General features: G+C 64.0%; 13 protein-coding genes. 7 read left to right on the forward strand and 6 right to left on the reverse strand.

The features are described 5' to 3' along the window. The first annotated feature begins 7 nt into the window (after window positions 1–7). Complete coding sequence (locus tag CUREI_RS05515; protein ID WP_038611367.1) at window positions 8–454, forward strand: universal stress protein; 447 nt, start codon at window positions 8–10, stop codon at window positions 452–454. Here the strand turns inward: CUREI_RS05515 and CUREI_RS05520 are convergent, their stop codons facing one another. From CUREI_RS05520 to CUREI_RS05530, 3 genes are all read right to left on the reverse strand, one after another. Next, window positions 455–2,617: a HelD family protein gene (locus CUREI_RS05520; protein ID WP_038611369.1), complete on the reverse strand. Its 2,163-nt coding sequence runs from the start codon at window positions 2,615–2,617 to the stop codon at window positions 455–457. Between the two features lie 64 nt (window positions 2,618–2,681). Next, window positions 2,682–3,722 (reverse strand): DoxX family protein, encoded by a 1,041-nt coding sequence (locus CUREI_RS05525; protein WP_038611372.1) that lies wholly within the window; start codon window positions 3,720–3,722, stop codon window positions 2,682–2,684. A gap of 103 nt (window positions 3,723–3,825) precedes the next feature. Further along, window positions 3,826–4,419, reverse strand: coding sequence for an MBL fold metallo-hydrolase (locus CUREI_RS05530; RefSeq protein ID WP_038611375.1), 594 nt, complete (start codon window positions 4,417–4,419; stop codon window positions 3,826–3,828). An 85-nt stretch (window positions 4,420–4,504) separates the two neighbouring features. Between CUREI_RS05530 and uvrA the strand changes: the two genes are divergently transcribed. From uvrA to rplT, 4 genes are all read left to right on the forward strand, one after another. Continuing rightward, window positions 4,505–7,363 carry an excinuclease ABC subunit UvrA gene (gene uvrA, locus CUREI_RS05535; RefSeq protein ID WP_038611378.1) on the forward strand — a complete coding sequence of 953 codons (2,859 nt, stop codon included), beginning with the start codon at window positions 4,505–4,507 and terminating at the stop codon, window positions 7,361–7,363. A gap of 271 nt (window positions 7,364–7,634) precedes the next feature. Further along, window positions 7,635–8,183, forward strand: coding sequence for a translation initiation factor IF-3 (gene infC, locus CUREI_RS05540; RefSeq protein ID WP_084768197.1), 549 nt, complete (start codon window positions 7,635–7,637; stop codon window positions 8,181–8,183). Window positions 8,184–8,216: 33 nt separating this feature from the next. Beyond that, entirely contained in the window at window positions 8,217–8,411 is a 195-nt protein-coding gene (gene rpmI, locus CUREI_RS05545) for a 50S ribosomal protein L35 (protein WP_038611384.1), read from the forward strand. A 52-nt stretch (window positions 8,412–8,463) separates the two neighbouring features. After that, entirely contained in the window at window positions 8,464–8,847 is a 384-nt protein-coding gene (gene rplT, locus CUREI_RS05550) for a 50S ribosomal protein L20 (RefSeq protein WP_038611386.1), read from the forward strand. A gap of 84 nt (window positions 8,848–8,931) precedes the next feature. On the opposite strand, the gene CUREI_RS05555 is transcribed toward rplT, so the two are convergent. From CUREI_RS05555 to CUREI_RS05565, 3 genes are all read right to left on the reverse strand, one after another. Next, window positions 8,932–9,588, reverse strand: a complete 657-nt coding sequence (locus CUREI_RS05555) for a response regulator (RefSeq protein WP_038611389.1) — start codon at window positions 9,586–9,588, stop codon at window positions 8,932–8,934. Window positions 9,589–9,604: 16 nt separating this feature from the next. Then, the gene (locus CUREI_RS05560; RefSeq protein WP_144242420.1) at window positions 9,605–9,787 is read right to left on the reverse strand and encodes a hypothetical protein; all 183 of its coding nucleotides are present in this window, start codon (window positions 9,785–9,787) and stop codon (window positions 9,605–9,607) included. A gap of 114 nt (window positions 9,788–9,901) precedes the next feature. After that, entirely contained in the window at window positions 9,902–10,864 is a 963-nt protein-coding gene (locus CUREI_RS05565) for a sensor histidine kinase (protein ID WP_038611395.1), read from the reverse strand. A gap of 206 nt (window positions 10,865–11,070) precedes the next feature. Between CUREI_RS05565 and CUREI_RS05570 the strand changes: the two genes are divergently transcribed. Continuing rightward, the gene (locus tag CUREI_RS05570) at window positions 11,071–11,883 is read left to right on the forward strand and encodes a TrmH family RNA methyltransferase (RefSeq protein ID WP_038611397.1); all 813 of its coding nucleotides are present in this window, start codon (window positions 11,071–11,073) and stop codon (window positions 11,881–11,883) included. A gap of 215 nt (window positions 11,884–12,098) precedes the next feature. Continuing rightward, window positions 12,099–13,169 carry a phenylalanine--tRNA ligase subunit alpha gene (gene pheS, locus CUREI_RS05575; RefSeq protein ID WP_236627267.1) on the forward strand — a complete coding sequence of 357 codons (1,071 nt, stop codon included), beginning with the start codon at window positions 12,099–12,101 and terminating at the stop codon, window positions 13,167–13,169. Window positions 13,170–13,178 lie beyond the last annotated feature (9 nt).

The following is a 13,178-nucleotide window of genomic DNA, read 5'->3' on the forward strand; positions in this document are numbered from 1 at the left end:
GACCATTATGGCCGATACCCCGTACAAGACCATCGTCGTCGGCTCCGACGGCTCGAAGTCCTCGTTGCTGGCCGTCGAGCGCGCAGCGAAACTCGCCGCCGCCTTCGGCTCTACCCTCGTCATCGGCACCGCCTACTACGAGAACGAGGAAGACGCCGCGAAGACCCTGCGCCAGGATTCGGTGACCATCCTGGGCGACCAGAAGGCGCTGGAGAATCTCCAGGGCGCGGCCGATCACGCGCGTGCCGCAGGCGCACCCGAGGTGCAGACCGCGGCTCGCCCGGGCACCCCAGTGCAGGCGCTCATGGCCATCGTCAATGACAACAACGCGGACCTGCTGGTGGTGGGCAACCGCGGCATTAACTCCCTGACGGGCCGTCTGCTCGGCTCCGTACCGGCGGACGTCGCACGCCAGTCCGACTGCGACGTCATGATCGTTCACACCGTGAACTAATTATTCGCCAACCACCGTCAGCGTCTGTGTGGCGCGGGTGACCGCGACGTAGAGGTCTTGCCACCCCTGTGGCGAGGCCTCGATTATTTTGCCCGGCTCCACCACGACAACGTGGTCGAACTCGAGCCCCTTCATGTCGCCGACGTTCTCCGCGTCGATAACTGCGGTGAGGCCCTCCCGCGCTGCCCGGTGCTCCAATGCCTCTAGGTCGGGCACGAATTGCACCGGCACTCCCGATGCACGTATCGCTTGTGGGACAACAGCCTGGGGGTCGATGTGGGCGAGGATCTCCGCAGCGTAGTCGGCGATCTCCTTCGGCGTGCGGTAATTCACCGTCAACTCATGCAGCCGGAAACGCTCGCCGACAAACGGCTCCAGCGCTGCGGACCAGTCGTCCACACCGGCGGGTGAGGACGTTTGGGCCGTGTCGCCCACCAGCGTCATCCAGCGCGATGGGCACCGGCGGAATACCATCCGCCACTCCATCGGGGAGAGCTCTTGCGCCTCGTCCACGATGACGTGCCCGTACGCCCAGGTCTGGTCTGCCCGGGCTCGCTGGGCGGTCGAGCGAGTGTCCGTCTCCCGCTGGCGGCTCGCAAGCGTCTCCGCGTCGATCACGTCCGCCGCGGAGAGGATCTCCGCCTCGAACTGGTCGTCGTCGTTATCCGTGGATTCTGACGAAGCCAGCACATCGAGCGCCCCCTCGGCTTCTGCGACGAGCTCGCGCCACTCTTCCTCCTCCTTGCGCCGCTGCTCCTCGGGGTCGACGGTTCCGATGAGGACGGCGAGCTCATCCACGAGGGCGGTGTCGGCATGGCTGAAGGGTGAGCCGGGCGCACGGTACAGAGCCGCGCGCGTGTAGTCGTCATAGTCGCCCGCGACCTCGACGATCGCGTCTTTGCTGGTCAGCAGCGCGTCGAGCACCTCCGCGGGCTCAAGCTCCGGGAAGTGGGCGTCGATAAGCCGCTGCACCTGCGGGTCGTCCGCGAGGTCGTCGTGGAGCTGATCTACATCTGCATCCGAGAGCAGATTCGTCCCACCCAGCGGATCTTCTCCGATGCGCCGGGCCAAGGCCTCGGCCAGCAGCTGGGTGAGGTGCTCGGCGAAGTGCGCCCGCGCCTGGTTATGGGGACGCCGGGAGCGGCGGGCGCGCGTGCGGGCCGCCTTAACCATCTGCGGAGTTGCGTCGACCGGGACACCGTCGAACGTCAACCGCACCGGGGCATCGGGCACCGTCTCGTAGGCTTGGACAGCGCGTTTGAGGATGGTCACCATCTCTATCGAGCCCTTCACCTCGCGCCCCGCGGTGGAGTCGCTGCCGTCGGGAGTGAATCCAGGCACCAGCTGATCGACGGTAGAGAGCACCACACCGGTTTCGCCGAGCTCCGGGAGCACGCGCGAGATGTACTCAAGGAACGTGGCGTTCGGTCCAACAACCAGTACACCGGTGCGCGTGAGCTGCTCCCGCCAGGTGTAGAGCAGATAGGCGATGCGGTGCAGCGCCACAGCAGTCTTGCCCGTCCCGGGGCCGCCCTGTACCACCATCACACCGCGGGTTGGGTCTCGGATGATCTCGTCCTGCTCGCGTTGGATCGTCTCCACGATGGAGCGCATATGCCCGGATCGTGCTTCGTTCATCGCCCGCCGCAGCGCGGCTTCGGAACCGACGCCGGCGGAGGAGAATTCCGCGCTGTCGCCGGAGAGCACTTCGTCGTCGACGGCCGTGACGGTGCGCCCGCGCATGCGGATGTTGCGGCGGGACTCCACGCCCTCGGGGTGGGCCGTTGTGGCCAAGTAGAAGGGGCGCGCGAGGGGAGCGCGCCAGTCGAGCAGGAGCGTGCGGTAATTGTCCTCGCGGTCGTCGATACCCATGCGGCCGATGTACCGGCGTTCCAAATCTGAGCGTCCAGGCACCGGATTTTCTGGGTCGTCCTCGGCCACGTCGATACGGCCAAACACCAGACCCGTCTCCGCGACGTTGAGCGCGTCCAGCTTGGCGTTCAACCCGTGATATTCGGTCTCACGGCGCACCAGAGCGTCGGAGTCCGGATTGTCTGGGTCGACGTCGCGCTGCACTTCCTCTAACCGCGCTTGGGCGCGCGCAACTTCCGCGTCGAGGTGTGCGAAAAGAGTGTCCACGTACGCTTGCTCTGTCTCTTGCATCCCCACAACAAACGGCCCCGCGGCGGGAATTATTCCCAGCCGCGGGGCCGTGTGCGCTACGCGTTTACGCGAACTTCTTCTGCGCCTTCTTCACCAGCTTCTGCGCCTTCTTCTCGGCCTTCTTGGCCTTGCGCTTCCACTTGAGCTTGGTAAGCAGGGACGGGTTCGCATCCAGCTTGTCCCATGCCTTCTGCAGAGAATCCACTGCACCCTGCGCCTTGTTCTGAGCCTTGGCGGAGGCCTTGTTCACCTTGCGCTTGGCCGTGAACTTATCCAGCGCGGACGGCTGCAGGTCGTCCAACTGGCCCTGCAGCTCGCTCACGACACCGTTGACCTTGCGCTTGGCCGCGAACTTCTGCACAGCCGACGGCTTCAGGTCCCCGTAGGCGTCCTGAGCCTTGTCGGAGGCCTTATCCGCGGCGTCGTCGAGCCACTCGCTGGCGTCCGACAGCAGGTGAGAGGCCTGCTTCTTCGCGTCGCCGAACCAGTCGTTTGCTGCGTCACCGGCCTTGACAGCAGCCTTCTTCCAGTCGCCCTTGTTGTCGTCGACGTAGCCGGTGACTTGGTCGGTGGTGTCAGAGAACCAGCCGGAGGCCTTGTCCCACGCCTTCTCGGTCTCGGACTTGGTGGGCAGGGCCTGCTTGACGTTCTTCTGCGCTGCCTGGGCTGCATGCTGGGCGCGCCACTTCAGGTCCGGCTTGCCGTTGTTGTCAACGGTGGCCAGCAGCACACCGCCGGCGAGGCCGAGGTCCGTCAGTGCGCCGGTGCGGCGGCGGGCCTTTTCGTCAGCGTCGTCCGCCTCCCAGAACGCGTGGCGGCCAACGATGGACGGCAGCGCGGTTGCGGCCAGCAGGGTCGCGGAAAGGCGCGGGAACTTGCCGATGGCAAAGGATGCGCCGGCGCCGGCCTTGGTTGCGCCGACGAGCTGCGCGGCGGTCTCCGGGCTCTTCGGCAAGAAGCCGCGGTACTCGCGCGGGGTCAACGCGCGTACCTTCTTCAACACGCTATCCGCGGCCTCCTTGTGGCCGGCCGGGTTTAGCAGGGTCTCGACACCGTCGATCACGTAGACCGAAGCCAGCATCGGGCGTGCGATTTTCCGGATCATACTCTTACCCAATCCTTACTTTTGTAGCTGAATGTGCTCTCGCCGAGTGTAGCGACTTTGCGCGTTCCGGGTGGCTGGATTTCACTAGCGGTAGGGTTTGCGCCTACCAACGCCGATCCCACCATTCGTCGAGGTGCGGCCGCTCATCGCCGAGCGTGGTGGGTTTGCCGTGGCCGGGCCGGACGATGGCTTCATCCGGGTAGACGTCGAAGATCTTCTCTTTCACGTCGTTGAAGAGGCGCACGAAATCGCCCTCGGACTGGGTCTTGCCCAGGCCGCCGGGGAACAGGGAGTCGCCGACGAACAAGTTCGGGGTGCCCTCAATGTCCGCCACCACGCACGCGCCGCCCGGGGTATGGCCGCGCAGGATAATCACCGGTAGGAAGTGCCCCGCGAACTCGATCGTGTCGCCATCGCGCAGCTCCACGTCCGCCGGCGCCGGGATGGCCGGCGCATCCAGGAACGGCGCGTAGTGCTTGGCACCGGTGGCCTCGAGCACCTCGACGAGGGCGCGGGTGTGGTCGTAGTGGCGGTGCGTGGTCAACACGCCGGTGATCTCCACACCAGCTTTGTCGGCCAAGGCGAGGAGGTCGGAGGCTTGCGAAGCTGCGTCGATAAGCAGCCCCTGCCCACCGTCGCAGAGGAGGTAGCAGTTGTTGTCCATGTCGGAGACTGAAATTTGGCGCAGTTGGATCATGCGGCCCAGGCTAGTCAGGAATGTATGACTCTGGGCCGGCGTTGGTAGCGTCTTGGGAGTACCGACAGACGAAAGCGAGAGTGACGTGGCCGAAAAGCTGACCGTGCGCGGCGCCAGGGAACACAACCTCAAAGGCGTGGACATTGAACTGCCCCGCGACAAAATGGCGGTGTTTACGGGCCTGTCTGGCTCCGGCAAGTCCTCGCTCGCATTCGACACCATCTTCGCCGAAGGCCAACGTCGCTACGTGGAGTCGTTGTCGTCCTATGCCCGCATGTTCCTGGGGCAAATGGACAAGCCCGATGTGGACTACATCGACGGGCTGAGCCCCGCAGTGTCCATCGACCAAAAGTCCACCAACCGTAACCCGCGCTCAACCGTGGGCACCATCACCGAGATCTACGACTACTTGCGTTTGCTGTACTCGCGCGCCGGCACGCCGCACTGCCCGGTGTGCGACGCGGTGATCGAGCGCCAAACGCCCCAGCAGATTGTGGACCGGGTACTTGAGCTGGAGGAGCGCACCAAGTTTCAGGTGCTCGCGCCGATTGTGCGCAAACGCAAGGGCGAGTTCCAGGATCTGTTCGCGGACCTGTCTGCGCAGGGCTACTCGCGCGTGAACGTGGACGGGCAGACTTACCAGCTCTCCGAGCCGCCGAAGCTGGAAAAACAGGTCAAGCACAACATCGACGTGGTGGTGGACCGCCTCACCGTCAAAGCCAGCCAGAAGCAGCGTTTGACGGACTCGGTCGAGACTGCGCTGAAACTTGCAGACGGCCTCGTCGGCTTCGACTTTGTCGACCTTGAGGAGGACGACCCGGAGCGCGTGCAAATCTTCTCCGAGAAGATGGCGTGCCCAAACGGCCACAAGCTCAACGTAGAGGAGTACGAGCCGCGCGCGTTCTCCTTCAACTCGCCGTTCGGCGCCTGCCCGGCCTGCGACGGCCTCGGCGTGCGCAAAGAAATCGACGTGGACTTGGTCATCCCGGATCCCGACGCCCCGGCAGTGGACGCGTTCCAGCCGTGGAACTCGAGCCCGAACAAGAAGTACTTCACCAAACTCATCGAGGCGCTTGCCAAGGAGGAGAAGTTCGACGCGAACGCCCCGCTGAGCTCACTGACCAAGACGCAGCAAAAGCACCTGATTCACGGCTCGTCCACCCAGGTCAACGTGCGCTATAAGAACCGTTACGGCCGTCAGCGCTCGTACACCGCGGCGTACGAAGGCATTGTGGGCTACCTGGAGCGCAAGCTGGAGCAAGCCGAGTCCGACACGCAGAAGGAACGCCTGCTGGCGTACACCCGCGAGGTGCCGTGCCCCACGTGCAAAGGCGCGCGACTGAAGCCGGAGATTCTGGCTGTGCGCTTGGCGTCTACCACGCATGGGGAGAAATCCATCGCGGGCCTGACGGAGCTGTCCATCGAGGAGGCGTCGCAGTACCTGGACAACTTGGTGCTGGGGTACCGCGAGGAAATGATCGCCGGTGCCGTGCTGCGCGAGATTCAAGCCCGCTTGCACTTCCTGCTGGACGTGGGGCTGAACTACCTCACGCTTGCGCGCTCCGCCGGCACGCTCTCCGGCGGTGAGGCGCAGCGCATCCGTTTGGCCACCCAGATCGGCTCGGGCCTCGCGGGTGTGCTGTACGTGCTGGACGAGCCCTCGATCGGCCTGCACCAGCGCGATAACCAGCGCCTCATCACCACACTGAAAAAGCTGCGGGACCTGGGTAACACCCTCGTGGTGGTGGAGCACGACGAGGACACCATCCGGGAAGCCGACTGGCTGATCGACATCGGGCCACGCGCCGGCGAGTACGGCGGGGAAGTGGTCTACCAGGGCAAGCCGGAAGGCATTCTGAAGGCCAAGGGCTCGCTTACGGGCGACTACTTGTCAGGCCGGAAGGTGATCGAGGTGCCTGAGCAGCGCCGGCCGGTGGAGAAGGACCGACAGCTCAAGGTTGTCGGCGCCCGTGAGAACAACCTGGACAACGTCAGCGTGAACATCCCGCTCGGTGTCTTGGTTGCGGTCACGGGTGTCTCGGGCTCCGGCAAGTCGACGCTGGTGAACCAGATTCTGGCGAAAACGCTGCAGAATCAGCTCAACGGTGCACGCCAGGTTCCCGGGCGGGTGAAGAAGGTCGAGGGGCTGGAGCACCTAGACAAGCTTGTGCAGGTAGACCAGAGCCCCATCGGGCGCACCCCGCGCTCCAACCCGGCAACGTACACCGGCGTGTTCGACAAAATCCGTAACCTCTTCGCTGAAACACAAGAGGCGAAGGTGCGTGGCTACAAGGCGGGCCGGTTCTCCTTCAACGTCAAGGGCGGGCGCTGCGAGGCTTGCCATGGCGACGGCACCATCAAGATCGAGATGAACTTCCTGCCGGACGTGTACGTGCCCTGCGAAGTCTGTCACGGCGCACGGTACAACCGAGAAACCTTGGAGGTGCGCTACAAAGGCAAGAACATCGCCGAGGTGTTGGAGATGCCGATCTCCGAGGCGGCCGAGTTCTTCGAGCCGATTACCTCCATCCACCGCTACCTGCAGACGCTTGTGGACGTTGGCCTCGGCTACGTCCGCCTCGGCCAGAGCGCGACTACTCTTTCCGGCGGTGAGGCGCAGCGCGTCAAACTCGCATCCGAGCTGCAGAAGCGCTCCAACGGGCGAACCATCTACATCCTCGACGAGCCGACGACTGGTCTGCACTTCGAGGACATCCGCAAACTGATGCTGGTGCTGAATGGTTTGGTGGAGAAGGGCAACACCGTGCTTGTCATCGAGCACAACCTGGACGTGATCAAGTCCGCCGACTGGATCATCGACATGGGGCCGGAAGGCGGCTCGGGCGGCGGCACGGTGGTGGCGCAAGGCACCCCGGAGGACGTGGCAAAGGTGGAGGGCTCGTTCACTGGCCAGTTCCTCGACGACATCCTCACGAAAGCCTGAGCGACCACTGACGGTACAGATTTGGCAGCAGCGCGCGATGCGTGTATATTTCGTTGCACACCGCCCATCGCGCACGTGTCATGCGGGCGCGGGGCCGCAAGAGGAGTGAATCCCACCCCAAGCTGCTCACCACAGTGAGTTGGATACGGGTCAAACGGTGCGCCGAGCAGGCAATTGTATCGGTGTGCTTTGGACGATCTCCCGCCACCCGTCTGGGTGAGCGGGTTTTTCGCGTGGGATAGCGCCGATTGCGGCTCGAGAGCGGCACACATTGTCCCTTACGTCTCTAGGAGTTCTCATCAGCGCTGAAGCTCGGATCAATGAACGTATCCGTGTCCCTGAAGTTCGCCTCGTCGGCCCCTCCGGCGAGCAGGTGGGCATTGTCCGCACGGACGACGCCCGCAAATTGGCGTATGAGGCGGACCTCGACCTGGTTGAGGTAGCCCCGAACGCGAAGCCGCCCGTGGCCAAAATTATGGACTACGGCAAGTTCAAGTACGAGCAGGATCAGAAGGCCCGCGAGGCCCGCAAGAACCAGCAGCAGACCGTGGTTAAGGAACAGAAGTTCCGCCCCAAGATCGATGAGCACGACTACCAGACCAAGAAGGGCAATGTAGAGCGCTTCCTGGAGAAGGGCAACAAGGTCAAGGTCACCATCATGTTCCGCGGCCGCGAGCAGGCCCGCCCCGAGCTGGGCTACCGTCTGCTGGAGCGCCTCGCTGAGGACGTCGGGGATCTCGGCGTCGTCGAGTCTCGCCCGAAGCAGGACGGACGAAACATGACGATGGTCTTCGGACCGGCTCGCAAGGGCAAAAAGTAGTTCCAACAATCGACACTCTGAAGGGCTTTCACCATGAAGCAGAAGACCCACAAGGGCACCGCAAAGCGCATCAAGGTCAACGGCAAGGGCAAGCTGCGCCGCGAGCAGGCTGGTAAGCGCCACCTGAACGAGAAGCTCTCCTCGAAGCGCCGCCGCAAGCTGTCCGGCTCCACCGACGTCGCCCGGGCTGACGTCAAGCGCGCAAAGCGCCTCCTCGGCATGTCTTAAGCACTGCCCGTTCAACCAACCGACTACGAGATACGACAAGGAAGTTTGACTCATGGCACGTGTGAAGCGTTCAGTCAATGCTAAGAAGAAGCGCCGCGCAATTCTCAAGTCCGCAAAGGGCTACCGCGGCCAGCGCTCCCGCCTGTACCGCAAGGCCAAGGAGCAGTGGCTGCACTCCCAGACCTACGCGTACCGCGACCGCCGCAAGCGCAAGGGTGAGTTCCGCAAGCTGTGGATCCAGCGCATCAACGCCGCTGCCCGCATGAACGACATCACCTACAACCGCCTCATCCACGGCCTGAAGCTGGCTGAGGTCGAGGTCGACCGCAAGATCCTCGCCGATCTGGCCGTTAACGACTTCGCTGCGTTCTCCGCGATCTGCGAGGTTGCAAAGAACGCTCTGCCGGAGGACGTCAACGCTCCGAAGGCCGCCTAAGCGCGTGCTGCTTAGCGACGAGCTAACGCGCCCGCCCCGTTGCTATCGGGGCGGGCGCGTTTCGTTGTAGCTGGGGTGGTGTCCCTACCGCCGGCCGCCAAGGACAGTGACCACGAGGTCGAGCCGAGAGCTGACGCCAAACAGCGTGAGTAGATGGGAGACCTGCTTTTTCACCGTCGACTCGGAGTAGTTGAGCCGCTTGGCAATGTCTGCGTTGCTCAACCCCTCGCACAGGAGGTCCAGGACGGCTACCTCCGTCTCCGAGATCCCAGCCGGCAGCTCTGCGCGCGCTGGAGCGGGTTGCTCGTCCTGCGGCGCGATGTAGCGCACGAGGTTGTTCATCGCCGCGGGGGACACCACCGTCCCGCCCGTCACGGCTTGCCGCACGGAAAGGATAATTTCCTCCGGCGGCTGGCTCTTCAGTATGTAGCCGCGGCCTCCGTGTGCGAGGACATCGAGCATCGCGCGATCGTTCTCCAAGGATGTGATGGCAAGGAACGCGGGAGTGCGCGGGCGCTGCGCAAGGTGGCGCAGGAGCGTGGCGCCGTCCATCTCCGGCATGTGCACGTCGGAAAGCACGATGTCCACTGCGTCGACATCAATCTTTTCAAGCGCTTCAGCGCCGTTCGATGCCGTGCCGACGACGTGGATGTCGTTGGTGGTGTGAAAATACCGGGTGAGCACATCGCGGACGAGCGGGTCGTCGTCCACGAGGAACACCCGGATTGGGGCCGTGGTCATCGGGATAAGGAGCTAGCTACTTGCACCAGAGGCGGCCCATAACGCCACCACATTCGTACATGTCGCCCACAACGCCCGAGGCGTACGGGGTGGCGGCGATGCTGTTGGCGGACTGTTCTGCTGCCGAAGCGAGCGGCGCGCCGGTAACTACAGCGACTAGGGCGAGGGCACCGGCGGCGGTGCGTGCGAGCGTCTTCATATAGAGCCTCCGATCCAAAAACGGTAACGCACCCATTATCCGCATCCTGCCGGGTGCTTCCAAGCGGAATCCGAAAGTTGACCGAAAGAAGGAACGAAAGTTCCTTTTCGCCGGTCACGGGAGGGTGAGTTCGTAGCGCCAGGTGCCGCCTTCGGTGTTCCACGTGAGCGTCCCGCCGTGGGACGCGACGAGGTCCCGCGTTTCCCTGAGCCCGATGCCAGTAGTCATGTGAGTATCCCGTTGCCGGGCGGCAATGGAGTTTTGCACCGCCACCGTGACTCCGTGGTCGCCCCGCAGTGCCGCCACGATGACCGGACAGGCGGGGTCGCCGTACTTGAGGATATTGGTGGCGAGCTCGCGGCACACCTGGCTTACCGGTTCTAGCTCGGCGTTTCTGAGCACCTCGCTGCTCAAGCCAGACTCCACCACGGTGAACCCGTGCCCTCGGAGGTCCTCAGTGAGCGCGGTAAACGCGTCTAAGACCGACCCGTTGGGCGTGGGGTGCTGCGTCAGCGGTGAATCATCGCCCCGCATGAAACGGATAAGGTCTCGGACCTCCTGCATGGAGCGCCGGGCGTCTGCGGCGATCAGCTGCGCGGCTTGCGCTACCTGATGGTCGCCTGACATCGCCAGCGACTCGCTGCGCAGAACGACGGAAGTCAGCGATGCGGCGACCGACCCATGGAGGGCTAAAACCGCGCGCTCCCGTTCCTCCTCGATGCGCCGCTGTAGGCGCTCGGATTCCGCCTGTCGGCGCTTCGCGGAGCGCCGAAGCGCCCAGCCGGCCGCGCCTGCAGCGAGCATTTGTGCCCCGAGAATGGCTGCAGTCAGCGGAGCATCCGGTAGCCAGACCCCGTCAGCAAGTTCGGTTTGCGCTAGGTACCACAGGATTAGCCCCAGTAATCCCGCCTGCGAGATGGGCAGGCGGGAGGCCAGCACCGCGGTAAGCGCGAACAGGGCTAGGACGACAAATGGGCTGGAAAATTCCGGGTAGGACGCGGCGAATTGGGTCAGAACTGCGGCGGATACCGTCGCCGTCAGCGGCGTGATTCTTGCGGCCGCCGCAAACAGAAACATGGCCACCGTTACGCCGATACTGCCTGTCTTTGCTCCAGCCCCGGCAAAGCAGACGCCTACAACTCCCAATACCGCCAATACGCAGGCGGCGACTACCCAGTATCTGCGCCTGGCCCAGTGGATGCGAGGGGGCGATGGCGAACGGTTAGCTTCGAGGCGGGAAGACACGGCAATAGCGTAGCCACAACGGCACGTACGCTGTAGCCATGCCATTGGATTTCCAACAACCGTTTACAGAGCGCACCCCTCGCGTGGTGAACGCCGGGAAGCTGAAGCGGGCGCAAGCTCGTCGTAAAGCACATGCATTCTTGGCGGAAGGGGAGAACGCGGTGGAGGCCGCAGTGGCTACGGGGGCCGCAACAGACCTCTTCGTCACCGAAGCGGCAGCGGAGCGGTTCGAAGAAATCGTGCGTGCCGCCGTGTCCTTGGATGTGTACACGCACGCGATCACGGACAAGGCGGCGGATGCGCTCGCGGACGCTGTGACTTCGACGGGCATTTTCGCGGTGTGCCGGCCGGTGTTGTGGACAGTGCCGAAGATTCTCAAGGGCCGTCCGCGTGTAGTGGCGGTGTGCGTGGAGACGAACGATCCGGGCAATGCCGGCACCATCATCCGCATCGCGGACGCACTTGGTGCGGATGCAGTAATTTTTGCCGGCGACACGGTTGACCCGGAGGCCCCAAAAGTGGTGCGGTCGACGGCGGGATCGCTCTTCCACATACCCGTCGCTCGCGACCGCGACGTACGCCGCGTCATTGGGCAGCTCGAAGCCGCGGGGCTTTCCACGTTCGCCACCACCATGGACGGGGAGGTGAACCTGGCGCAGTCGGGGGAGGCGCTGCGACAGCCCACCGCGTGGCTCTTTGGCAACGAGGCGCACGGGCTTGACAGCGACATCCTGGCGGCCGCGGACCACAGGGTATCTATTCCGATTCAGGGAAGCGCGGAATCTTTGAACTTGGCCACTGCTGCGTCGATCTGCTTGTGGGAGTCCGCGAAGTCACTCGGGGACGAGTAGACGACGGGCGAGGGGAGGCTGGTGTTCGGTCGTGTGAGGTGCCCATTGTTTTCCTGTCTGTCTTGGGCGGTGCCGGGAATGTCTCTATCGTTGCCGTTCACCGTTCCGCCCTCCCGCGGGCGCGGTCTGGCCGGGCAGGTAAACTAGTGCACGCTTTTGAACCGACACCGCTGCGTCCTTGACTTCGGCCGCAGCGCTCTTGTGGAAAGGTGCGGGTGAACACAAGCGTGGCCGATAACGCGAACCCAACTCCCGAAATCGAACTGACCGAGGACGCCCTCAACCGGGCAGCGGACGAGGCAATCGCCGCCTTCGAAGCCGCACCGGACCTCGCGGCGCTCGAAGACGCGCACCGCCTGCACCTCGGGGAAAAGGCCCCGATACCGCAGGCGCGCCGCGCGCTTGGCACCCTGCCGAAAGATCAGCGCAAGGATGCCGGCCGGCTGGTCAACATGGCCCGCGGCCGCGCCGAGAAGTCGTACGCCCAGCTTCGGGTGCAGCGCGAAGAGGAGCACCGGGAGCAGCAGCTGCGCGAGGAGAAGGTGGACGTCACACTGCCGACCGCTCGCGCGCAGGCAGGTGCGATGCACCCGATCACTACGCTGTCTGAAAACATTGCGGACATTTTCATCGGCATGGGGTGGGAGGTTGCCGAGGGCCCGGAGGTAGAGGCGGAGTACTTCAACTTCGACGCGCTGAACTTCATCCCGGACCACCCCGCCCGCACGCTGCAAGACACGTTCTACGTCGGCGAAGAAGATTCCAAGCAGGTCATGCGCACGCACACGTCGCCGGTGCAGGTGCGCACGATGCTCGAGCGTGACGTGCCCATCTACATCGCCTGCCCGGGCCGGGTATTCCGCACGGACGAGCTGGATGCCACCCACACCCCGGTGTTCCACCAGGTGGAAGGCCTAGCCGTGGACAAGGGTTTGACCATGGCGCACCTCAAGGGCACGTTGGACCACCTTGCGCAGTCTCTTTTCGGCCCGGAGACCACAACGCGTATGCGCACCAACTACTTCCCCTTCACGGAGCCGTCCGCAGAGGTGGACGTGTGGTTCCCCAACAAGAAGGGAGGTGCCGGCTGGATCGAGTGGGGCGGCTGCGGAATGGTCAACCCCAACGTTCTTCGTGCCGTCGGCATCGACCCGGAGGTCTATTCCGGCTTCGCATTCGGCATGGGCCTAGAACGCACGCTGCAGTTCCGCAACGGTCTATCGGACATGCGCGACATGGTCGAAGGCGACGTCCGTTTCACCATCCCGTTCGGCGTGCAGGCATAAGGAGAACCA

The organism is Corynebacterium ureicelerivorans (genome assembly GCF_000747315.1).
In the GTDB taxonomy this organism is placed as follows: Bacteria; Actinomycetota; Actinomycetes; order Mycobacteriales; family Mycobacteriaceae; genus Corynebacterium; species Corynebacterium mucifaciens.